The sequence below is a fragment of the Epibacterium sp. MM17-32 genome (assembly GCF_022348205.1).
In the GTDB taxonomy this organism is placed as follows: Bacteria; Pseudomonadota; Alphaproteobacteria; order Rhodobacterales; family Rhodobacteraceae; genus Epibacterium.
In genome coordinates this window covers 336436-359445 of record NZ_JAKRFC010000004.1, presented here as the reverse complement: position 1 = coordinate 359445, position 23010 = coordinate 336436, and the positions used below count along the sequence as shown (strand labels likewise).

The window sequence follows — 23010 nt, the reverse complement described above, 5'->3', positions numbered from 1 at the left end:
ATGAAGCAAAGCGCTCCACTTCGGCAAAATGAGGATGATCGCTGCGGCTCACCGCCCAAAACGTTCTGCCAGGCAAACCCACGTCAGATAGGCGCACCACGCACTCGCGGACCTCAGGAGAATATTTGTTTGTTGTCTTGCTCATTGTTGCTTCATCCTACTCAGGAGTTGAAGCCTCCGGCAAGCCTGGTGCTGGTCAGTGCCGCAAGAGACCCGGACCTCCAAACCGCAACAATCCATATCCGCATGGCACTCGGAACCGCCGAGGTCGTCCGCGTCGCCTAAGTTCGGAGGGTAACGAGGGGACCTGGCCTCAAGAGGAAGTTCCGCAACAATGCCAGTTGACCTGTTGAAATGCAGAAGCGAGAATATGAGCATCGGCGGGGGGGTGAATATATCAATGAGGTAGAAACACTTGGTTATTTGTTCAAACAACAGCCACCTTCGGTAGGTGATGGCAATTGTTTCTTGGCGACCTCGGAACCACCAAGCCTATACCAACAGATCCTCTTGGTCGCGCAGTAATGTGCTATTGCGTGAGGACTGGGTACCTCCTTATTCGCGTTTAGAACCTACTCAACTTGGAACCAGAGGCACTCCTTGATTTCTATCAGTATCGTTCGAAAATGTTGTGCAGAAGTGCGGGCTTCGGCGATGGTGCTGGCTGTTAGTTGCGCCCTTCCTGTGGGGGCGCAAGAATACAGTCTCGGAGCGATTTCTGACCCTGAGATCTATGGTGCAGTGCCAAAATCCGCGCCATTGGCGCGCGGGGATTATCTCAGCGCACCGGCTTCGATGTCACTCAAACGGTTTGTCCCACCTGTGGGCGACCAAGGGCAGCAAGGCAGCTGCGTGGGCTGGGCTACAGCCTATGCTGCACGCACTCTATTGACCGCCAAAGATCTGGGCGTCGACAATTCCACACAGTTGAGCAGCATGATCCTGTCGCCTGCCTATGTGTTCAACCAGATCCACCAGCCGGGCTGCAATGGCTCTTATGTGGCGGAGGCGCTGACATTGATGCAGCGTCAGGGCGTGTCGCTGCTGAGCGATTTTCCCTATGATGAATATTCCTGCACGGCGCAGCCCTCCTCCAGCGTGCGCGACAAGGCGAGCGCCTTTCGCATCAAGGGATATTCCCGACTTTGGGGAGGTTCGGGGCGCAACAAACACGTTGCCACTCGTCGGGCCTTGGCCAACGGCAACCCGGTGGTGATCGTGATGGGGGTGGGCGAGGGCTTTATGCGCCATAGCGGCAGTGGCACATGGCAGCCGTCCTCGACCGAGTGGAATGAACTGCGCAGCAACACGCTGGGCGCCCATGCGATGACCGTGATCGGCTATGACGACACGCGCGGGGGCGGCGCGTTTGAGGTGGTGAACTCGTGGAGCAGCGGTTGGGGCAATCGCGGGTTTTTCTGGATTTCCTATGAGGATTTCAACGCCTTTGTTTATGAAGGCTATGAGGTGCTGCCACCTGATCCGCCACCGCCGCCTCGGGTGGTGGACATGGGCGGCAGTGCGCGGGTGTTGCATATTTCGGGCGACGCGCTGGATGTCGCGCGCACGAATGACGGCTATCGGCTGCGCCAGCCTCTGCCCTCGGGGACACGGTTCCGGGTGGAGGCCTCCAGCCAGTTCAACGGTGCGCTTTATGTGATCGGGGGCGATGCAAGTGGTGACTATGTGACCCTGTTTCCGCGTGGAGATCGGGTGACGCCTTATACACATAGCGGCACCACACTGTTGTTGCCGGGGCCGACAGAGCAGCATTTCACCCGACTGAATGACACGGTTGGCACCGATTATTACGTGGTTCTGTATACCCAAGAGCCGCTGGATGCGCAGGCGGTGGCCGCGCGGATGGCGCGTGCCTCGGGCAGCGTGGCTGCACGGCTGCGCAGTGCCTTGGGCAACCGGCTGGTGCCACAGGATGAAATGGAGCTGCTGGCTTCTGGGATTGGCTTTGAGGCCGACAGCGGTGATGCCGATGTGGCGGCGGTGGTTCTGAGCATCGATCACGTCGCGGCGGACCCGGCCAAGGACGACAGCGACGCGCCGCTCATCGTGCTGACGGATCCCGCGCCAGAGGCATTTGACAGCGATGACACGGTGATCCCGGTGCCAAGCCGCCTGTTCCGCCTGGAGGGCATGGCGCAGGACCAAAGCGAGATTGCATCCCTCAAGGTCGAGGGAGCGCTGAGCAGCCGCTATTCCTCGCGCGGGCCATTCCGGGCAGAGATCGAACTGCCCGAGGGGCCGGGGCCGCACCCGATCAGCATCGAGACCCGAGATGCGGCAGGCAACACTGCGCGCCGCACCTTTCAATTCAGCCTGACTTTCAACTGATCCTTGCAGGAGACGTTCCGTGATCCGAACTGCCATACTTCGAGTAATTTGTTTTCTATCGCTGGCATGGGGGAGCTCTGCGCAGGCGCTGGAATGTCGATACTGCGAAGGCAAGGACCTTGGCGATCTGATTGAGCTGTCGGTGTCGCGCGACAGCGGCGCGCTGCGCTCTCAGATCCGTGGCTGGATTGCCGAAAAACACCCCAATACGCCCGCAGGATATGTGGCGCGCGCCTGGGTGCTTGATCAAAGCGGCGGTGATCTGAAAGAGGTTGAGCAGCTCTATAGGGAAGGCATCAAACGCGACCCTTCGCTTGGTCTTGGCTTTACCAATCTGGGCTACAATCTGGAACGCCAAAAGCGGTACGACGAGGCGTTTGATTACTATCTGCAAGGGGCCAAAGCCTGGCCGCATCACGCATTTTTTGTACAATACGCCTATTTCAACCTGAAAAACCGGGAAGGTGAGGCCGCCGCAAACGCGTGGTTCAACAGCTACGCGCCGACCGGTCCGGCGCAGGATTGGGTGTATGATTATGTGCGCGGGGTGATGGCGCGCACCAAGGGCGACCGCAGCACGGCGGACCGCTATTTTAAACAGGCGCTGGATCGCTCCACCAACGTTAGCGCTCTGACGGCGTGGCTTGATAATCGGCTGCGGATCCTGAGCGCCCAGCGTGCAGACCGCAATACGCGGTTTAATGCCATTCGCGAGGCGATCGATTGGGCCAACGACAACCGCAATGACGCGGCGCTGCGCCATATCGGCAAAATCCTGTGGGAGGATTTTAAGATGCACCGCGAGGCGCATCCGATTTTCCGCGCGGCCTATGAGATGAACCCGTCGCCAGAGGCGGCGCATGATGCCTTTGGCTCTATCGGCAATGATGATTTTGAGGCCGCGATTGCGGTCCTCAATCAGGGCTTGCGCGATTTTCCGAACAATTATCATGTGCTGATTGCAGCGAACTGGGCGTGGAGCGAGTTCAAGTTCGATCCGCAAAAGGCCGAAGACTACGGTGCCCGCGCAATCGCGATGGCCCCCACACAGGGCGAGCTTGATAATGCGATCAACCAATATGCCCGGTTCGCCAAAGAGGCCGCGCTTTATGATCGCGCGGTGCCGGTGTTTGAAAAATACCTGCCGACGGTAAACGGCACCGCCTATCGCAATATTCTGGGCGATTACGTCGACAACCGTGTTCATGCGCGCGATTTTGAGCAGGCCAACCGCCTGCTGCAACGCGCCAAGGAATATGGCGGTTTTTCGGAAAACTGGATCGCCGGGCGGGAAAACCGCATTCGCAACGCGCTGCGCCTGCAAGGCCAGCGTGAACGCTTCTTTGCGGAAAATCCCTTTCTCAAGGATTGGGAGCAGCGTTTTGGGGACAGTCTGCGGGTGACGGTGGAGTTTGCCACCGGCAAGGCCGACATCCGCGAGGCGGGCCTGGGGGTGCTGCAGCAGGCGGCAGATGCGCTCAAGGCGCTGGGGGCTGAAAACTACGTGTTCCTGATCGAAGGTCACACCGACATCACCGGCAGCGACAAGGTCAATCTGCCACTGAGCGATGCGCGTGCCAAATCGGTAGAGCAGTATTTTGTCGAGAGCGCGGGTATTGCGCCGGAGCGCCTGCAAACCGTGGGCTATGGCTCGCGCATACCGCTGGCGACCAATGCCACCGACCGTGGCAAGCAGACCAACCGACGGGTCGAAATCCGCCCCTATGGCAATATCTCTGCGCCGCAGATCTCAACCTCGGGCTGGCTGGATGCGCGGTCGCTGACGCTGAGCCCGGATGGCCGCTATGCGGTGACCGGAAACACGCCCGCACAGGTCTGGGATCTGGAACGGATGCTGCGGGTTCATCAACTGCCCATCGGTGGCAGTTCGCGGGAAATTTCGCCCAATGGGCGCTATATTGCGGTGAAATCCTCCTTTGTCGGGGTCACCGGTGCCACGGATAATCTGCTTTATATCTACGACATGCGCACGGGGCTGATGCACAGCCAGTTGCCCAACTCGATCGAGATTGACGAGATCTCTTGGTCGCCCTTCTCGGATGCGGTGGCCTATAGCGACAGGACCGGTTTCCTGAAGGTCTATGACATGGCAACGCGCAAGTTTCGTGGCGTGACCAAGATGGGCACCATTCGCGGCTCGGAGCAAATCGTGTGGTCGGGGGATGGGGCGCATATCGTGACCAAATCGCCACGTACCGCGCATGCGGTGGTGCGGGACGCCACATCGCTGCAACCGGTGGGATCGCTGCGCAATACCGGATGGCTGCATGGCTTCGCCAATACGCCTGACGGTAAGTATCTGGTGGGGATGAACAACAGCTATGAGCTGATCGTCTGGACCACCTCGGACTGGCGCGAGATTGCGCGCAAGCGGATGCCTGCGATGACGTTCAAACTGATCGCCCATCCCACGGAATCCAAGGTGATGATCGCCGATACATTCACCAATAACACCCGTCTGGCGTTGGTGGAGGTGCCGAGCCTCAACGTGACTGCGCAGCTTCAGGGGGACCCGGAAAAGATCCTCTATGGTGGGTTCACACCGGATGGTGGGCATTACATCACGGCGATGGATGACCAAATCGTCTATCTTGATACCCGTGATCTGAGCGTCGATCAGCGCAAGGACGGGGCCGCATATAAGGGCCGTGGGCTGACCATGGTGCCCTCGCAGAATCTGGTGATGTCGCGCGACAGTGCCGGCACCAGCGTATGGAGCATCAAGACGGGCCGCAGGGTGCACCGGATCGAAGGTGAGGTTTATCAGACGTGGAGGCCGCTCAATCAGGATGGCTCGGTTCTGTTCACCTTTGACGAAGATGGGCAGATGCTGAAGTTCGACACCACCACCTTCCGCAGTGAGGTGATCAAGCAGATCGACGGCAAGCCCTACAGCATGCGCGAAAACGACACGCATATCGTGGTGGGCATGGTGCCGCAGGGCGAGGGGCCGTTTCAGGCGCCGCGATCCACGATCTACATGATCGAAAAGGCAACGCTGAATGTCGTGATGCAAAAGAGCTTTGACATCGTCTCCGAGCCTGTACGGTTCAATGACATCTATGATCCACGTGTGTTTGTGCGCCTTGCGGACAATGGCATGGTGGCGGTGACGTCTTCCTGGATGGCCGGGTTCAAACAGGGCTCGACCGATGGTCGCGTCGTGACGATCTATGATGGGCCAGCCAACCGCGAGGTAACGACGTTTCAGGCCGAGGATCGCTTTTTCCAGATGGACTGGGCCGAGGGGGGCGACGTTCTCAAATTCCGCGGCAAGGGGCGGTGGTATCTGCACGATCCCAGCAATGGCAAAAACACCGGTCGAGAAACGCCCAGCCCGAACTATGAGATCGAGCTTGCGGATGGTCGCACGCTGGAATGGTTCTGGGATCACGTCGCACTGGACGGCAAAGAGCTGACCTTCCCGCACAACCTGCGCTATCTGGAGGCCCACGCAGAGCGCAATCTGGCAATTGGTCTTACCACCGGTAACGAGCTGATCTTTATTGATTTGAACCGGATGGAGCAGGCGCTGACCATTGCGCCCCGCAAGGACGGCGAATGGATCGCCTATACCCCCGACGGGCGCTACACAGCCTCCTTGCAGGGGACAGAGGATGTCTATTGGTCGCTGGGTGACAACTACGTGCCCTTCTCGGCGCTGGCCGAGAACTATGAGCGTCCGGGCCTGATCCGCAATCTACTGGACGCCATCGCACGTGGGGAAGCACTGCCGGATGACGGCGTGGATGTGGATGCGGACGTCTTTGAAGCGCCCTATGCGGTGCGCCTGATTTCGCCCCAACGCAGCAGCACCCAAGACGAAACCTATGTGGTGGAGTTGGAAGTGCTGAAGGACAACGCCGATCTGGCCGATCCTGAGATCGAATATACGCTCAACGGGCGCCGGGTGCTGAAATCACGCGGCTTTGAGGAAGAGGCGTTTTTCGACGGGCAGGAAACCGTGGGCTTCAGTCGCCGGTTTGACCTTAATCCGGGGCGCAACGTCATTGAGGCATCATTGGTGTGGCGCGATGCACGCATCCAGACCCAGACGCTGGAGATTATCCGCGAAGGCGGCGAGGCCCCGGATGAGAAACCTTCCGGCCAGACGCTGTGGTTCTTTGGGGTTGGGGTGTCCGACTACGAGCGGTCCAGTCAGAACCTGAATTTTGCACACCGTGATGCAACGGAACTGGCAAAGCTGATGGAGTCGCAGGAGGGCAAGCTGTTTAATCGGGTCGAGACCAAGGTTCTGACCGATGCAGAGGCCACAGAGCGCAATGTCCGCATCCAGATGAACGAGTTTCTCGACCAGTCAGCGGATGACGATGTGGTTGTGCTGTTCCTTGCCGGGCATGGTGTGGTCGACGCGGAACAAGAGCTGTACTTCATGACCCATGAGGGCGATCTGGCCAAACCCTATACCGGCATGAGCGTTGATCGCTTCCGCGACTATCTGGAAAACCGGCCGCTCAACCAGAACGCGCTGATGCTTCTTGATATTTGCCATTCTGGTGCGGGGGGGAACCGGGTGGTGGCCGATGATGCGGTGCAAAACCTCACCAAAGGCACTGGGGCTGTGGTGTTTGCGTCTTCCTCCGGATCGGAGTTGAGCTTTGAGGACGATAGCTTTGGCGGTGGTCACGGTGCCTTTACGGCGGCGCTGCTCGAGGGCTTGCGTGGGTTGGCAGACAACCGTGTCGGGGATCGCAACGGGTTTAACTCCTTGCAGGAACTGGTGTTGTTTACCTCGTCGCGGGTGCCGGAACTGACCGAGGGCCAGCAGCGTCCGCAAATTCCGGCGCTGTCGCTCAATGTGGATTATCCTCTCAGCGTTGCAACAAACTGACCGATCAGGACATTGCATTGATTGCTGTAGGCAGGGCGACCGCGCTGCGCCGCCCGCCACTTGGCTGCATTGACCACACGCAGGGACGAAACACCTAGATCGGACAGAGCAGCCGAGGAAACGGAGCGTTACTCAAACTCGACGGCGACCACGGGCTAGGAGGCTATCCGGGACAGAACGTCCTGGGTATTCGTGTACATCTCCTGAGCAAAGCTGCCAGATGACATACCCCGGAAGGTCGTATCAGGCGCATCTTCTCTGACCGGTTGCGTCATTTGAGCGTTCAACAAGCTTTCGAGCGGAGGCAATGTGATCGGGTCCATCGCCTCGGGCGCCGGGGCGGGAGGAACTTCGGCGCGGATGGCATTGTCGGCCGACGGTGTTGCGGGAAGCCCATCATAGGGGGACAGCCTGTCGCTGCTGAACAGGGAGTCAAGGTCGCGGTCACGCGGCGCCGGGTCATCGCTCAAGAAGCTGGCAAGACGACTGTTGGCAAACTCCGCACCTGTTGCCCCGTCTGCATCCGCATTCAGGGCCATGGTATCGGTTTGCGTATATACCGTGATGTCGGGAACATTCACGGGGGCGCCGGAGTAGGCACGCATCGCTGGGGTCATGTTGCATTCCTTTCCACAGATGTGACGAGTCTCATGACTCTCAGGAAAACTCGACCTCATATTAGCATGCGCGTCCTCGCATTTGTGAGTATGGATAAATGTTTAAGTTTTTTGGTCTCCGGCGATGGTGTCGGGATTTCTCCCGAGACTTCAGCGCCTTGCGCTGTTTGTTCAAATACAGCTCGATTTGCGTGTATGCGACGTTCACGTGACCTGCCTGGAATATACAGGCCACGGTGAGTGCCGGCGTGAGGTGTTGATGAAGTCTAATGCCGTGACCGGAGGTGCTTCAGGGGCGCTGAGACCTCAGGAAAGGATACCCATCGCACGTTCATAGTTTTCACGGGCCAGGAGGGCGCTCATCGGAACCGGGCCCTCGACATTGCCGGACATGACGCTCTGAATGTAACGGGACATATCAATGCTGTTGGCGTTGATTTGCGTGATGTCGCCCGAGGAGATGGCATCGCGAACCTCCAGTACGGGCTCGTAGGGGGGCGTTTCTTGGGGGGAGGCTGTTCCGGTAAGCGCCTGTTCGCGTTGCAGGGCAAAGGCCATTCCCTGAGTGCTACCGGAACTGATCGGAGCCGTGAGAGCCTGAGTGATCTCGTGATTTGTCTGCGCCGCGTTATGATTCGCAAATCCATTCAGGTGACCTTGCATCATGCGATACACGCCCAGATCCATAGCAGTCGTATTCATTGTTGTGCTCCATTGTCCCGCATTTGAGCTGAATTTTAGACAAATGTGTTAGGAGCGCATCCGCGTATTGATCTATGCGACACCTCATTCAGGTAGGCGCAGAGCAACGATCGATATTTATGACATACTTCGGGATAGAGTCGCCGGGGCCACTTGGAGCGTGCCAGCATGTTGGCGGGATCTGGCGCGCGCCGAGGGGAGCGTCGGGGCGGTCCTTGTCGAGATCCGTATCAGAGGATGGATTTGGCACCGGTGTACAAGCGGCTTGCCTCGCGGCAACTGGTTGCGGGCCGGTCCGGTTGCGACATCAGACTGAGTTCCAAGTTGCCCCGACGGGCACGCGCTTGGGGGCTGGTGGTTGGCGCTTCTGCTCCCTCATCGGTATCAACCGCGCGTGGGAAGACGGCGTTGGCGGCCGCCTGCTGCAGATTTGCCATCGCCTGCGCCAGTTGCTGTCTGGTATGGGCCGAAGTGCTGGCTGCCTTGTAGCGCGCTGCGGTGATGGGCACCGGTAGCGGCGGCGCTGTGTTTTCCTGCTGCGAGGACATGGCAAGGGCTCCTGAACCTGGGCACTGGGACTAAAACAAGTTGCCTAGTATTTTCAGAAGTTGTGCTTAATGCTTTCCTAAATTATCCGCGAAACCGCGCGGTGATATCGCTAAAACGGAATAAAAACAGCCAGCAGATGCTGCGCACCGAGGGAGATGCCCGTGTTGCGCAATGCGGGGGCACGCAATCCTCTGGCGATGTTTCAGGATCGATCAGGGACGATCTGCTGTGCCACGCCAACCAGAAGCAAGTAGACGGAGGTGAGCAGCAGCGCGGTGTTGACCAGGGTTCCTGGCGCAAACTCAACCCAGGCCGTCCAGCCCGCCAGTGCGGTCCACACCAGCGCGATCGGCAAGGAGATGCGACGCCAGCGTTCGGTGCGCACCGGGTGGATGAATTTCAGCGGCAGGAACTGGGTCGCAGAGAGCACGGCCACCAGGCCGAGGCTGATCCAGTGATTGGGCTCCAGCGCAAAGATGACCAGCACCAGCATGTTCCAGCACCCCGGAAACCCGGAAAAGGAGTTGTCCTTGGTCTTCATCCGGGTGTCGGCAAAGTACATCGCACTGGTGAAGGTGATCACGATGATGGCCGCCCAGCCGGTCCAGCCCGACATGAGATCGGATTTGAACAATGCAAAGGCCGGGATGAACACATAGGTCAGATAGTCGATGATGAGGTCGAGGAGCACCCCGTCGAATTGGGGCGCGTTCTGTTTGACATCATAGTGGCGCGCCAGCGGGCCATCGACACCGTCCACCGCAAAGGCCACCACAAGCCAGAGATACATAAGATCCCATTTCGCATCCACGGCGGCGAGCATGGCCAGCATGGCAAAGACGGCGCCGGTTGCGGTGAGGAGATGGACGGACAGGGCACGGAGTTCAATCGACATTCGCCTGTGATGACGAATTTCCGGGCGGGCTGCAACCCGCAACCGGGCGAAAGGGCTGCGTCGAGGACAGATTGCCAGGAATTCGGGGCAGATCCTCGTCAGGGGCAGACGCCCGCGCGAGGCGGGGCGTCAGGCCTTTGGGTGCGCGCGGGTGTAGACTTCCATCAGATGGGCGGTATCGACCGCCGTGTAGGCCTGTGTGGTCGAGAGGGAGGCATGGCCGAGCAGCTCTTGGATGGCACGCAGATCACCGCCCGCTTCAAGCAGATGAGTCGCGAAACTGTGGCGCATGGCATGGGGGGTGGCCGTGGCCGGCAGCCCCAGTTGACGGCGGGCATCGGCAACGGCCCCTTGAACCATCCGCGCATGCAGCGGGCCGCCACGTACTCCGCGAAACAGCGGCAGGTCATTCTCCTTGGGATGCGGACAGAGCTGCAGATAGCGCTCCACAGCCTGCTGCGCGGCGGGCAGGACGGGAACGACTCGTTCCTTGCCGCCCTTGCCGGTGATCCGAAGCGTCGCCGGCAGCGGTGCATCCCGTCCGAGCAGGCCCAATGCCTCCGAGATCCGCAGCCCGCAGCCGTAGAGCAGGGTCACAACCGCCACATCGCGCGCGGCAACCCAGTTTTTCTGGGACTGCAGCTCGACCGTGGCAATCATTGCGCGCGCGGCGTCCCTATCCAGGGGGCGGGGGAGCTTCTTCTGGAATTTGGGCGCACGGGTCGACAGAACAGCCGTGGGCTCAAACCCCTCGCGTTTGGCCAGCCAGCCGTAGAATTTCTTCACCGCAGAAAGTTTACGCGCGAGCGACCGTGCCCCCGTGCCGGTGCCGCGTGTCGAGGCCATCCAGGCGCGCATGTCGGCGGTGGTGATCCGTTGCAGGGCACCAAGGCCCTGCGGGCTGCCGAAATGCAGGCTCATGAAAGCGAGGAAATCCACCACATCGCCGCGATAGGCGGCGCGCGTGTTCTCTGCCGCCCCCTCAAGCGCGCCCAGCCCATCCAGCCAGGATTGCAGCGCATCCCGCGCCGCCGGAGAGATCAGGGTTGGGTCCGCCGCGCTCAAGACAGCCAGCGGCGCATGCAGCGCTCGAACACACCGCCGAAGAACGTCAGCAGGTCGGTGCCGTGTTGCGGGGTGAACTGATGCGGGTCCTCTGCGCCAAAGACCAAGAGGCCGGGCAGGCGCCCTTCGCCCAGGTCGAGCCGCAGGCAGGCCTCGGAGCGCAGGTCCGCGGCGCGTTCGCCATAGATCCGGGAGGGGCCGGAGCGCACCTGACGCAAGATCACCTGGCGGTCGCCGCCGTAGCTGCGTCCCTGAGACAGATATGTATCGACAAAACCGGCCTCGGTAAACTTCAGCACGTCGCCGACCCGCTCCACCGCAGCGCCGGCTTCTTCCTGCGTGGTTTCGAGAATCAGGGCCAGAGCGTCGACGCGCAGGATATCACGCAGGTCGCCGCGCAGGACCTCCATGAACCCGGCAAAGCTCTCTGGGTCCAGCAGGCGCAGAACGGCCCGGTGGATCTGGTTGGTTCCGGCGAGGTTTTCATAGGCCGCAGCGATCACCGACCGATGCGTGTCCTCCAGACGGTCGAGCCGGGTTTCCAGCCGTTCCATCGCGATGCCACGCAGGTCCACGATATTGGAGCCCATGGCACGCTCGTTCGCAGCCACCAGCGCCCGCATCACATTGGGGTCGTCCAGCACCATATCGGGCTTTTCAATGATTTTCTGGCGCAGGCTGTCGTCCAGCTCGGCGGTTGTGCTGCTCATCGTCTCGTTTGAACCTCTGACCGGGTTTTGAGCACTATAACATGAGGTTCAGGCCTGCGCGCGCGAAAAATCGCAAAAACGTCCGAGCTGCGGATCAATGGCCTCGGGTCGGCAGCAACCTGCTGAACCGGAACAAAAAAAAGCGCCCCTGTGCCGGGGCGCCACCGTGTCGATCTTGTGATGGTCGGACGGTTCAGAGGATTTTGATCCCGGCCGCCTCGATGTCCGCGAGAAAGGCCGACAGGCCCTTGTCGGTCAGCGGGTGGTTGATCATGGATTTGATGACGGCGGGCGGGGCCGTGATCACGTCGGCCCCGATCCGGGCGCTGTCGATGATGTGGTTCACGGAGCGGATCGACGCCGCGAGGATCTCGGTCTGGAAGCCGTAGTTGTCGTAGACCGTGCGAATGTCCTCGATCAGATCCATCCCGTCGAGGTTGATGTCGTCAAGGCGACCGATGAAGGGGGAGATGAAGGTCGCGCCCGCTTTGGCGGCCAGCAGCGCCTGATTGGCGGAGAAGCACAGGGTCACATTGACCTTGTGACCTTCGTCGGTCAGGGTTTTGCAGGCCTTCAGACCGTCCCAGGTCAGCGGCACTTTGACCGCGATGTTCTCGGCGATCTCCAGGAGCTTGCGCCCCTCGGCGATCATGGTTTCGGCATCGGTGGCGGTAACTTCGGCGGAAACCGGACCATCGACGAGATCGCAGATTTCCTTGGTGACTTCGATGATGTCACGGCCGGATTTCTTGATCAGGGAGGGGTTGGTGGTGACGCCGTCGACCATGCCAAGATCGTTCAGCTCGGCAATGGCCTCGATTTCGGCGGTGTCTACGAAGAATTTCATGGGCTTTGGTCCTCTGGATGGCTTGGCCTCGGTGCGCCTTGGCTTTACCTGATAGGAGGTCTCGCGAAAAGTGCGAAAGATTTCGCAGCGAGCCCGGGCGCGTTCGCGCGCATGTTAGCGTAAACATCTGGCCGCGGCTACCGTTGGGTCAACAAAAAGAGCAGGGTCACGCGAGGAATGGCGCAGCAAGGCGAAAGCCCGGAGTTTTTTGCCCAAGGGGAGCGGGTGGGTGTGCTGACGGCGCAGCCGCTGGACCGGCTGCTGGACTATCGCGCACCCGAAGGGGGCTGTTTTCTCGGGGCCTTTGTCGAGGTGCCGCTGGGGCCGCGCAAGGTGATCGGCGTGGTCTGGGGGCCGGGTGCCGGGGATTTCGACGCGGCCAAGCTGCGCTCGGTGATCCGGGTGCTGGATCTGGCCCCGATGCGCACCGAGATGCGTGGCTTTCTGGAGCGCGCGGCGCAATACACCCTGACGCCGTTGTCGATGATGCTGCGGCTGGCAACGCGGGCGCCGGGGCTGGCGGATCCGCCCTCGATGCGCAAGGTCCTGCGTCGCGGGGAGGGCGAACCCGACCGCATGACCGATGCGCGGGCCAAGGTGCTCGACGTGATGGACGAATATGACGGTGCGGCGTTTACGGCGTCTGAACTCTCCGGGCTGGCAGGGGTGACCAGCTCGGTGATCAAGGGGCTGGTCAAACAGGGCGCCATCCGCGAGGAAGAAGCCCCCCGCGACCTGCCGTTCCCGCCGCTGGACCCGGAATTGCCGGGCAAGACCCTGTCGGAGGATCAGGCCGCCGCCGCTGCCGCACTTGAGGCAGGGGTGAATGGGGGACGTTACGGTACTACGCTCCTGAAGGGTGTGACCGGCTCGGGCAAGACCGAGGTCTATCTGGAGGCTGTGGCCGCCTGTCTGCGCAAGGGGCGACAGGCGCTGGTGCTGTTGCCGGAAATCGCGCTCACGGCGGAATTCCTGAAGCGCGTGGAAGCACGGTTTGGTGCGGTGCCTGCGGAGTGGCACTCTGGCGTGACCATGACCGAACGGCGCCGGGTCTGGCGGATGGTGGGACAGGGTGCCGCGCAGCTGGTGATTGGCGCGCGGTCCTCGCTCTATCTGCCGTTTCGCGATCTCGGCCTGATCATCGTCGATGAAGAACACGACACCTCTTACAAGCAAGAAGAGGGGGTGCTCTATAACGCGCGGGATCTGGCGGTCTGGCGGGCGTCGCTCTGTCAGGCGCAGGTGGTTCTGGCCTCGGCCACGCCAAGCCTGGAGACATGGGCGAATGCGGAGGCGGGCAAATACCAGCGCCTCGATCTGACGTCGCGCTTTGGCGAGTCGGTGCTGCCTGAAATGCGCGCGATCGATATGCGCAACGAGGATCTTCTGCCCTCAACCTGGATATCGCCGACGCTCAAGCAGGCGATGAAGCTCAGGATCGAACGCGGCGAGCAGTCCCTCTTGTTCCTGAACCGGCGGGGCTTTGCCCCGGTGACGATCTGCCGGGCCTGCGGTACGCAGGTGGCCTGCGACAATTGTGATGCGCGCATGGTCGAGCACCGGTTTATGAAACGGCTTATGTGCCACCAATGCGGCGAGACCAAGCCGGTGCCGACCGAATGCCCATCCTGCAAGGTCGAAGGCAAGATGGCCCCCGTTGGCCCCGGTATCGAACGGCTGGGCGAGGAGGCGGCGGCGCTGTTTCCAGAGGCCCGCATCGCGGTGCTCAGTTCCGATCTCTTCGGCTCTGCCCGCGCGCTGAAGCAGCGGATCGAGGAGATCGCCGCCGGTGAGGCTGATATCATCCTCGGCACCCAACTGGTGGCAAAGGGGCACAACTTTCCGCTGCTGACCCTGGTCGGGGTGATCGACGCCGACCTCGGGCTGCAGGGATCGGACCTGCGCGCGGCAGAGCGCACGTTCCAGCTGATGCGGCAGGTGGCAGGGCGCGCAGGGCGGGCGGAGCGCCGGGGAGAGGCGCTGATGCAGAGCTTCCAGCCTGAACACCCGGTGATCCGTGCGATCCTGTCCGGTGATGAGGAGAGCTTCTGGCGTGCCGAGGCGGAGCAGCGACAGGCCGCAGGCGTGCCCCCCTATGGGCGTATGGCAGGGGTGATCCTGTCGGGCACGGATCTGGCCCAGGTGTTTGACCTCGGCGGCGCATTGGCGCGCAACGATGGGCCGCTCCGTCAGGTGGGGGCGCAACTCTTTGGCCCGGCGCCGGCGCCCATTGCACGGGTGCGCGGGCGTCACCGCGTGCGTCTGTTGGTCAAGGCCGACAAGGGCGCTCCGTTGCAAGACGCAATCCGCCGCTGGATCGCACCGTTCAAGCTCAAGGGGGATCTGCGCCTGAATGTGGACATCGATCCGCAAAGCTTCCTCTGAACCGAATGGGTGGCGAGGCGCTGAACCGGGGGATGGCCCTGCGGGAATGCAGGGGGATCTGTGCGCTCACTGGCGTGATTTGGTACAATTCTTGACTCGCCCTGTCGAGTAAAGCGCTCTAAAGCCAAGGCATGAAAACGCCCATGTCCCTCGATCAGGCCCGGTCGCTGCCGTTCTGGCGCCGTCCCATCACGTTGCTGTTTCTGATGGCGATCGCCATGCCCGTCGCCTTCAACACCTGGTCGGCGTTGCTGAACAACTTCGTGATCGAAGTGGCGGATTTCGATGGCGCGGACATCGGCCTGCTGCACACCGTGCGTGAGATCCCCGGCTTCCTTGCGTTTCTCGTGATCTTTCTGATCATCTTCATCCGCGAACAGGTGCTGGGCCTTCTGTCGCTGGCGCTGCTTGGCGCGGCAACCGCGCTGACGGCGTGGTTTCCGACCTTGCAAGGCATTTTGATAATCACGGTGCTGAGCTCGATCGGCTTTCACTATTTCGAAACCGTGGCGCAATCGCTGCAATTGCAGTGGTTGTCCAAGGAACGCGCCCCGCAGATGCTGGGCTGGCTGGTGGCGACAGGGTCTGCCGCGACGCTGGTCGTCTACGGCGCGATCGTTCTGCTGTGGGAGCCGCTGGGCCTGACCTACAACGCTGTTTATCTGGCGGCGGGCGGTTTCACGGCGGTGGTCGCCATCTTCTGCCTGTTCGCGGTCCCCCAGTTCGACGGTCCGACCCCGCAGAATAAGAAGATGGTGCTGCGGCGGCGCTACTGGCTGTACTACGCGTTGCAGTTCATGGCCGGGGCCCGGAGGCAGATCTTTGTCGTTTTTGCGGGGTTCATGATGGTGGAGCGGTTTGGCTTTGAGGTGCATCACCTCACCGGTCTCTATCTGATCAACCTTCTCATCAATATGATCGCCGCGCCGATGCTGGGGCGGTTTGTGTCCCGGTTTGGGGAACGCCGTACTCTGATCTTTGAATATGTCGGTCTCGCCACCGTCTTTGCCCTCTATGGCGGCATCTACTGGTTCGGCTGGGGCGTGGTGCTGGCGGCGACGCTCTATGTGGTGGATCACATCCTGTTTGCGCTGGCACTGGCCCTGAAGACCTATTTCCAGAAGATCGCCGATCCGGCCGATATTGCGCCGACGGCGGCGGTTGCCTTTACCATCAACCACATCGCGGCGGTGTTCCTGCCGGTCTTGCTGGGTCTCCTGTGGGTGGCCTCTCCGGCGGCAGTCTTTGGGCTGGCGGCCCTGATGGCGCTGGTGTCGCTGGCGCTGTCGCTGATGATCCCGCGCCACCCGGAGCCGGGAAACGAGACCATCTTTGCCCGGTTTGTCGCCCCGGCACCGGCAGAATAACCTTAGGGGCTTGGGGGCGCAGCCCCTGCTGCCTCTTGACCCTGCATGCAAGGCTCGCGTAGGCGCTGATCCAGCCCGCGCTCTGTGCGCCCAGTTGTTTCGGAGACCCTCCATGCCCACCTTCACCGCCCTCACCACGCTGACCGGAAAAGCCCAGGCCGAGGCGCTGGGCGAGGCAATGGAGCGGCTCAACCCGGAGCCGACTGGGGTCGGTGTCTTCGAGGTCGAAGATGACTCGGGGCTCTGGGAAGTGGGGGGCTATTTCACCGACGCTCCGGACGAGGCGGGGCTGGCCCTTTTGGCGACGCTGCACGGGGCGAAGCCCTTTGCGGTCTCGGAACTCCCCGAGACGGACTGGGTGGCGCATGTGCGTCGCGAACTGGCACCGGTCGAGGCGGGCCGTTTCTTTGTCTACGGCAGCCACGATGCCGACAAGCTGCCCGGGGACAAGATTCCCTTGCTGATCGAGGCGGCGATGGCGTTTGGCACCGGCCATCACGGTACCACCCTGGGCTGCCTCAAGGCGCTGGATCACCTGATCGGCACGGGGTTCGAAGGAGACAAAGTCGTGGACATCGGCTGTGGCACGGCGGTCCTTGCCATGGCGGCGGCGCGGGTCTGGCCGCAGGCACGGGTTCTTGCAAGTGACATCGACGAAGTCGCAGTTGATGTGGCCGAGGCCAATATGGACGCCAACGGCATGAAGGGCGCGGTGCAATGTCTTGAGGCGGCAGGCTTCGATGCACCGGCCCTGAAGGAAAGCGCCCCATATGACTTGATCTTCGCCAATATCCTCAAAGGTCCGCTGGTGGCACTTGCCCCGGACATGGCGGCGCATCTGCGTGCGGGCGGATATGCGATTCTGTCCGGTATCCTGAACGATCAGGCCGATGACGTGATCGCCGTTTATGCGCAAAACGGGGTCAATCTGGTCCAACGCGCAGAGATTGGTGAGTGGACGACGCTGATCTTGCAGAGGTAAACGGCGATACCGGGCCAGTTTAATAGAGTTTTAGCGATCTGCCTTCCTTTGGTCACAATTCAAGCTTAACTTCTTTCCATCCGCTGGTGGGGGCCAGTTCGGAGTTTCGCAATGAGCGACCAACACGCAGAGTTTCGCCACCGACTCCGTCGGCTGGACCGTAAGAGCTTGCAGATGAGCCAGGGCTACACAGCCAAGATGCGCGCAGACGGGCTGATCATTGTCGAGCCGCGCAAGGTCGTGCGCTCCAAGATCACCCTGCGCTCCCTCATTTTGTTCCTGACAGCCATTCTGGTGTTCAAAGGCTTCCTGATCGCATCGCTTGGCTACAGCAGCTACGATGAACGTGTGCAGAAACTCAGCCGCGGCACCGCAGTGGAACAGGGGGGTGCCTTCCTGATGCAGGCCGATCCGATCTCGACCGCCATTGCCTCGCATCTGGTTCCGTATTTGCGCTGAATCTGCGCTGATCGGGACGACGCCCGGTCGAAGACGGTCGAGCGAAGACAGTCGCGCCAACGAACAAAAACGCCGCCCCGGAACCTCTCCGATGGGCGGCGTCGCGTTTGTATCCATCCGGGGCCCGCGCACGGACCGGCGTCTGTTTCAGACCAGCGGGGAATCCATGCCGATGCTGTCAACATCGCCGCGGTTGAGCCCGATGTCGGACAGCTCGCGGTCGGACAGCGCGCCAAGCGCCTTGCGGGTCATGCGCGCGTCATTCCAGACGGCGACGGTGGCGATCAGCGTATTCACAAGAGCGCCGATACGGCCGATCAGGCCGGTGGTGCCTTGGGCGGTGCGGGTGGTGTCGAGTACAGCCATATCCACGTTCTCTCTCATTCGAGTTCAGGTTTGTCGCATCAGTGCGATGAGCGGCAGATAGAGACGCTTTTCGCAGCTCACAAGCGCTATTTTTGCATGTGTCCCATGCAGTTTTCGCATAGCTTTGAGGTATGGAAATAAGGGGTTTCGTCACGTTTCCGGGAAAGCGCGGAAATCTGTCGGCGTCGTATTTCGGGATGTCGTTTCCAGGCGATTTTCAGGCTGCGCGGGTCGGCCTGCTGGGAGTGAGATCGAGGAACCGGAGCGAGGCCCGCCGCAGGAAAGCGATTGGTTGTGTTCGCGTTTTGTGCTAGCTGGGTTTACAATCCGTAAAAAACACAACGACAGATCGGGCGGTGAGATGCGAATACTAGGGATCGATCCGGGGCTCAGGACCCTTGGATGGGGCGTCATCGAATCAAATGGCGCGCGTCTCAGCCATGTTGCCAACGGTCTGTGTCACTCTGACGGTGATGATCTGGGAGAGCGGCTGTTGTCGCTGCACAATCAGGTCACCGAGATCATAGCCGCCTATCAGCCGGATCAGGCCGCGATCGAGCAGACTTTTGTGAACAAGGACGGTGCCGGGACGCTGAAGCTCGGTCAGGCACGCGGTGTGGCCTTGCTCACCCTGGCCAAGGCCGGACTGCCCACCGGCGAATATGCACCCAACCGTGTCAAGAAGACCGTGGTCGGTGTGGGGCATGCCGAGAAGGAACAAGTGCTGCATATGGTCAAGTTGCAATTGCCGGGCTGCGCCCCCAAGGGGGCGGATGCGGCCGACGCACTGGCGATCGCCATCTGTCACGCCTATTACGGGGGCAGCAACCAGCGGCAACTGAAAGAGGTACGCGCATGATCGGCAAACTGACCGGCCGGCTCGACTACAGGGCGCCCGATCATGTGATGATCGATGTGCGCGGCGTGGGCTACATCGTCTACTGCTCGGACCGGACGCTGGCCAGCCTGCCCACGGCGGGGGAGGCGGTGCAGCTTTATACGGAACTGCTGGTGCGCGAGGATCTGATGCAGCTCTTTGGCTTCACCTCGCTGGTGGAAAAGGAATGGCATCGCCTGCTGACGTCGGTTCAGGGAGTGGGGGCCAAGGTTTCGCTGGCGATCCTGAGTGCGCTTGGTCCCGAAGGTGTGAGCCGCGCGATTGCGCTGGGGGATTGGGCGGCGGTGAAAGCGGCCAAAGGGGTCGGCCCCAAGACCGCGCAGCGGATTGTGCTGGATCTGAAGGACAAGGCGCCGTCGGTGATGGCGATGGGGGGCACGATCACAGAGGCACTGGACGGGCCGGATCTCGACGCGGTGGTCGAACCCGCCTCGGAGGCGCCGGTGAAACCCGGGCGCAAAGCCGCCCCCAAAGCTCCGACCGGCGCGGCGGCGGCATCGGCGGGCGCACTGTCGGCATTGGGCAACCTCGGCTATGGACCCTCTGACGCTGCAAGTGCGGTGGCTGAGGCGGCTGCCGATAACCCGGAAGCAGGCGAGGCAGAGCTGATCCGCGCGGCGCTGCGCCTGCTGGCGCCCAAAGGCTGAGGGGATGAGTGAATGATTGACGCGGACCCCACCCTGCGCCCCGAGCCGCTGCCCGAAGACAACGACCGCGCCCTGCGTCCGCAGGGGCTTGGCGAATTCATCGGCCAGGCGGAGGCCCGCGCCAACCTGCGGGTGTTTATCGAATCTGCCCGCCGGCGCGGCGAGGCGATGGATCACACCCTGTTTCATGGCCCGCCGGGGCTTGGCAAAACGACGCTTGCGCAGATTGTGGCGCGCGAGCTGGGCGTGAACTTTCGCATGACCTCCGGGCCGGTGCTTGCAAAGGCGGGCGATCTGGCCGCGATCCTCACCAATCTTGAGGCGCGCGATGTGTTGTTCATCGATGAAATCCACCGCCTGAACCCGGCCGTTGAGGAAGTGCTCTATCCGGCGATGGAGGATTTCGAACTGGATCTGGTGATCGGCGAGGGGCCTGCGGCACGGACGGTTCGGATCGAGTTGCAGCCTTTCACACTGGTGGGGGCAACGACGCGCATGGGGCTTTTGACCACGCCGCTGCGAGATCGGTTTGGCATTCCGACGCGGCTGCAGTTCTACACCGTGGATGAGCTCTTTGAGATCGTCAGCCGGAACGCGCGCAAGCTGGGAGCCCCTGCTGATGACGCCGGGGCGCGGGAGATCGCGCGGCGCGCCCGCGGCACCCCAAGGATCGCCGGGCGGCTCTTGCGCCGCGTGGTGGACTTTGCGGTTGTCGAGGGCGATGGAACGATCACCCAGGAACTGGCCGATGGCGCGCTGACGCGGCTCGGGGTGGATCAGCTGGGTCTTGATGGCGCGGACCGACGGTATCTGCGTCTGGTGGCCGAGAACTATGGCGGTGGTCCCGTCGGGATCGAGACCATGTCCGCCGCGCTGAGCGAAAGCCGCGACGCGCTGGAGGAGGTGATCGAGCCCTATCTTCTGCAACAAGGGCTGATCCAGCGCACGCCGCGCGGACGGATGCTGGCGCAAAAGGCGTGGCAGCATCTGGGCCTTGCGCCTCCCAAGTCGCACAGCGATCTCTTTGGCTGAGAACAGGAGCGCGCGATGCAGGATCTTGGTGAACTGACCGCCGTCGCCAATCGGGTGAGTGTGCTTTACGCGCAGCGCTTCGGGATCGAGCGGGATGCCGCCTGGTATCTGGGCAAGATGACCGAAGAGCTGGGCGAGGTGGCCTCTGCCTATCTGAGCCTTGCGGGGCAGACACGCAAGGACGGCAGCAAAACCGATCTGGAGAACGAGGTCGCCGACCTCCTCGGGTTTCTGCTGTTGTTTGCCGATTGGCAGGGCATTGATGCCGGCGCGGCGTTTGAGCGCAAATGGGGCGCTTATCTCGCGCAGGAGGCGTGACGGAGCGGCACGGGACTTCTCCCCTTGCTCCGCCTAGGACAGGTCCGTACAAACGCCCGACGAGCGAATGAAATGACGAGGCCGCGCATGTCCGCACTCCTGCTGCCAGAGGAAATCGAAGCGCTTTTCACCCGCGAGGACGGCACCTATGCCTTTGCGCGCTGGGGGCGTCCGATCGCGCCCATCGTCTTTGGCGTTACGGACGAGACACTTGTCACCGTGAAAGGTGCGGTCGAGGCCATGGCCACGCTGGCGGGGCATCAGATGGCGGAAACCGATCCGGAGCTTGGCGCGAACCTCATGTTCTTTTTCTTCCGGGAGTGGGAAGAACTGCTGGAGGTCCCAGACCTTGATCGGGTGATCCCCGGGCTGGCGCCACTGGTGAACCGCCTCGCGAAAGAGGATGCAAGCCAGTATCGCGCGTTTCGCTTTGACGATCAGGGCGCCATTCAGGCCGCCTTTGTCTTTCTGCGTATGAAAGGCGCGATGGCAGAAGTTCCGGCAGAGACGCTTGCGCTGACACAGGCGGTGCAGGTGATGCTCCTGTGGGGAGAGCAGGCCTTTGCGGAGGTGTCGCCGCTGGCGGTCTTGCCGGAAAATGGCAACACGATCCTGCGCCCCGAGATCGCGGGGGTGATTGCGGCCGCCTATGATCGGATGATGCCCGTGGCGGCGCAGGATGCGAGTCATGCGCTGCGACTCTATGCGCGGCTACAAGCGCCGCCGTCGGATATCCGGGGCGATGAGGCATGACGCACCAGTTCCCGATCACGGTATATTACGAAGACACCGATATGGGCGGTGTGGTCTATCACGCCAATTTCCTGCGGTTCATCGAGCGCGCCCGCAGCGACTATGTCCGCCGGTTGGGTGTTGATCAAAACGCCATGCGCGACGCCGGCATTGTCTGGGTGGTGACGCGGATCGAGGCCGATTACCTGTCGCCTGCACGGTTCGAGGATGAACTCACCGTGGAAACCGCCCCCGAGAAACTGACCTCCGCCCGGCTGACCATGTCGCAGGTGGTCCGGCGCGACGGGCGCGAGTTGTTTCGTGCCCGGGTGACCGCCGTCTGCATGGATATGCACAGCGGCAAACCGGTGCGGCTTCCGGCAGAAGTTCGCGCATCCCTGTAACAATCGGCGGCAATGCCCCTGTTTGCTTGGCAATGTCGCTTGTTTTGCGCTAGCGTCCGCCCCAATTAGGCCGCGCAAGCACAACGACGTGGCAACTGGCTATAGAGCAGGCAGATGGAAGCAGAAACTCTGGCACTGGCGCAGGAGATTGATTTCTCCATGTGGGGGCTGTTCGCGCGCGCGACGCTGACCGTGAAATTCGTGATGATCATGCTGATCGTCGCCTCGATTTGGTCGTGGTCGATCATCATCCAGAAACTCATCACCTACAGGTCCGCCCGTCGCGAGGCGCAGGTGTTCGAACGCGCCTTCTGGTCCGGCAACCCGCTGGATGAGCTGTACGAGGACATCGGTCCCGACCCCTCTGGCCATTCCGAGCGTATCTTTGCTGCCGGCATGACCGAGTGGCGCCGCAGTCACCGCACCGATGGGGCTCTGATCCCCGGCGCGCAGGCCCGCATCGACCGGTCGATGGATGTGGCGATCTCCAAGGAGAGCGAGGGATTGCAAAGCGGCTTGCAGATCCTGGCAACCGTCGGCTCCACAGCGCCCTTTATCGGCCTGTTCGGGACCGTGTGGGGCATCATGAATGCCTTTATCGAGATTGCAGAACAGCAGAACACCAATCTTGCCGTCGTGGCGCCGGGCATCGCCGAAGCGCTTCTGGCCACCGGGCTCGGGCTTTTGGCGGCAATTCCGGCAGTGATCTTCTACAATAAGCTCTCGGCGGATGCCGACCGGATCATCGGCGGCTACGAGGCCTTCGCCGATGAGTTCGCCACCATCTTCTCGCGTCAGTTGGACAGCTGAGCC

Annotated in this window: 21 protein-coding genes; 13 read left to right on the top strand and 8 right to left on the bottom strand. The window is 61.5% G+C overall.

Translation table 11 applies throughout. The annotated features are described in order from the left end of the window. Positions 1 to 654: 654 nt before the first annotated feature. Together MHM88_RS09625 and MHM88_RS09620 are read left to right on the top strand one after the other, a co-directional pair. Positions 655 to 2349, top strand: coding sequence for a C1 family peptidase (locus MHM88_RS09625; protein WP_255734565.1), 1695 nt, complete (start codon positions 655 to 657; stop codon positions 2347 to 2349). Between the two features lie 19 nt (positions 2350 to 2368). After that, a complete protein-coding gene (locus tag MHM88_RS09620) occupies positions 2369 to 7222 on the top strand; it encodes an OmpA family protein (RefSeq protein ID WP_239363623.1) in 4854 nt (1617 codons plus the stop codon). A gap of 155 nt (positions 7223 to 7377) precedes the next feature. Here MHM88_RS09620 and MHM88_RS09615 read toward each other — a convergent pair whose 3' ends face one another. The 7 genes from MHM88_RS09615 to fsa form a co-directional block, all read right to left on the bottom strand. Continuing rightward, the gene (locus tag MHM88_RS09615) at positions 7378 to 7839 is read right to left on the bottom strand and encodes a hypothetical protein (protein WP_239324910.1); all 462 of its coding nucleotides are present in this window, start codon (positions 7837 to 7839) and stop codon (positions 7378 to 7380) included. A gap of 306 nt (positions 7840 to 8145) precedes the next feature. Then, the gene (locus MHM88_RS09610; RefSeq protein WP_239363621.1) at positions 8146 to 8541 is read right to left on the bottom strand and encodes a hypothetical protein; all 396 of its coding nucleotides are present in this window, start codon (positions 8539 to 8541) and stop codon (positions 8146 to 8148) included. A gap of 230 nt (positions 8542 to 8771) precedes the next feature. Then, on the bottom strand, positions 8772 to 9089 hold the full coding sequence (locus MHM88_RS09605; protein ID WP_239363613.1) for a hypothetical protein: 318 nt from the start codon (positions 9087 to 9089) through the stop codon (positions 8772 to 8774). A 203-nt stretch (positions 9090 to 9292) separates the two neighbouring features. Continuing rightward, the gene (locus MHM88_RS09600) at positions 9293 to 9985 is read right to left on the bottom strand and encodes a phosphatidylcholine/phosphatidylserine synthase (RefSeq protein WP_239363610.1); all 693 of its coding nucleotides are present in this window, start codon (positions 9983 to 9985) and stop codon (positions 9293 to 9295) included. Between the two features lie 129 nt (positions 9986 to 10114). Then, positions 10115 to 11050, bottom strand: a complete 936-nt coding sequence (locus MHM88_RS09595) for a tyrosine recombinase XerC (protein ID WP_239363607.1) — start codon at positions 11048 to 11050, stop codon at positions 10115 to 10117. Then, entirely contained in the window at positions 11047 to 11760 is a 714-nt protein-coding gene (locus tag MHM88_RS09590; RefSeq protein WP_239363604.1) for a DUF484 family protein, read from the bottom strand. Before MHM88_RS09590 ends, MHM88_RS09595 begins: the two co-directional genes overlap by 4 nt. Positions 11761 to 11953: 193 nt before the next feature. Further along, complete coding sequence (gene fsa, locus MHM88_RS09585) at positions 11954 to 12607, bottom strand: fructose-6-phosphate aldolase (protein ID WP_239324898.1); 654 nt, start codon at positions 12605 to 12607, stop codon at positions 11954 to 11956. A gap of 177 nt (positions 12608 to 12784) precedes the next feature. Between fsa and MHM88_RS09580 the strand changes: the two genes are divergently transcribed. The 4 genes from MHM88_RS09580 to MHM88_RS09565 all read left to right on the top strand — a co-directional run bounded on the left by MHM88_RS09580 (position 12785) and on the right by MHM88_RS09565 (position 17800). Next, entirely contained in the window at positions 12785 to 14992 is a 2208-nt protein-coding gene (locus tag MHM88_RS09580; protein WP_239363601.1) for a primosomal protein N', read from the top strand. A 131-nt stretch (positions 14993 to 15123) separates the two neighbouring features. Further along, the gene (locus tag MHM88_RS09575) at positions 15124 to 16359 is read left to right on the top strand and encodes an MFS transporter (protein WP_239363598.1); all 1236 of its coding nucleotides are present in this window, start codon (positions 15124 to 15126) and stop codon (positions 16357 to 16359) included. A gap of 112 nt (positions 16360 to 16471) precedes the next feature. Further along, positions 16472 to 17341, top strand: coding sequence for a 50S ribosomal protein L11 methyltransferase (locus tag MHM88_RS09570; protein ID WP_239363596.1), 870 nt, complete (start codon positions 16472 to 16474; stop codon positions 17339 to 17341). Between the two features lie 111 nt (positions 17342 to 17452). Further along, on the top strand, positions 17453 to 17800 hold the full coding sequence (locus MHM88_RS09565; RefSeq protein ID WP_239324889.1) for a hypothetical protein: 348 nt from the start codon (positions 17453 to 17455) through the stop codon (positions 17798 to 17800). Between the two features lie 147 nt (positions 17801 to 17947). Here the strand turns inward: MHM88_RS09565 and MHM88_RS09560 are convergent, their stop codons facing one another. Next, the gene (locus MHM88_RS09560; protein WP_239324887.1) at positions 17948 to 18166 is read right to left on the bottom strand and encodes a DUF1127 domain-containing protein; all 219 of its coding nucleotides are present in this window, start codon (positions 18164 to 18166) and stop codon (positions 17948 to 17950) included. A gap of 361 nt (positions 18167 to 18527) precedes the next feature. Between MHM88_RS09560 and ruvC the strand changes: the two genes are divergently transcribed. From ruvC to tolQ, 7 genes are all read left to right on the top strand, one after another. Beyond that, positions 18528 to 19025 carry a crossover junction endodeoxyribonuclease RuvC gene (gene ruvC / locus MHM88_RS09555; RefSeq protein ID WP_239324885.1) on the top strand — a complete coding sequence of 166 codons (498 nt, stop codon included), beginning with the start codon at positions 18528 to 18530 and terminating at the stop codon, positions 19023 to 19025. Further along, on the top strand, positions 19022 to 19711 hold the full coding sequence (gene ruvA, locus MHM88_RS09550) for a Holliday junction branch migration protein RuvA (RefSeq protein ID WP_239363593.1): 690 nt from the start codon (positions 19022 to 19024) through the stop codon (positions 19709 to 19711). The genes ruvC and ruvA overlap by 4 nt, the downstream gene beginning before the upstream one ends. 12 nt (positions 19712 to 19723) lie before the next feature. After that, positions 19724 to 20743 carry a Holliday junction branch migration DNA helicase RuvB gene (gene ruvB / locus MHM88_RS09545; RefSeq protein ID WP_239324881.1) on the top strand — a complete coding sequence of 340 codons (1020 nt, stop codon included), beginning with the start codon at positions 19724 to 19726 and terminating at the stop codon, positions 20741 to 20743. Positions 20744 to 20758: 15 nt separating this feature from the next. After that, entirely contained in the window at positions 20759 to 21061 is a 303-nt protein-coding gene (locus tag MHM88_RS09540; RefSeq protein WP_239324879.1) for a hypothetical protein, read from the top strand. Between the two features lie 87 nt (positions 21062 to 21148). Beyond that, positions 21149 to 21814, top strand: coding sequence for a hypothetical protein (locus MHM88_RS09535; protein ID WP_239363590.1), 666 nt, complete (start codon positions 21149 to 21151; stop codon positions 21812 to 21814). Then, positions 21811 to 22197: a tol-pal system-associated acyl-CoA thioesterase gene (gene ybgC / locus MHM88_RS09530; protein ID WP_239363587.1), complete on the top strand. Its 387-nt coding sequence runs from the start codon at positions 21811 to 21813 to the stop codon at positions 22195 to 22197. Before MHM88_RS09535 ends, ybgC begins: the two co-directional genes overlap by 4 nt. Positions 22198 to 22311: 114 nt before the next feature. Beyond that, positions 22312 to 23007, top strand: coding sequence for a protein TolQ (gene tolQ / locus MHM88_RS09525; protein WP_239363582.1), 696 nt, complete (start codon positions 22312 to 22314; stop codon positions 23005 to 23007). Positions 23008 to 23010: the final 3 nt, after the last annotated feature.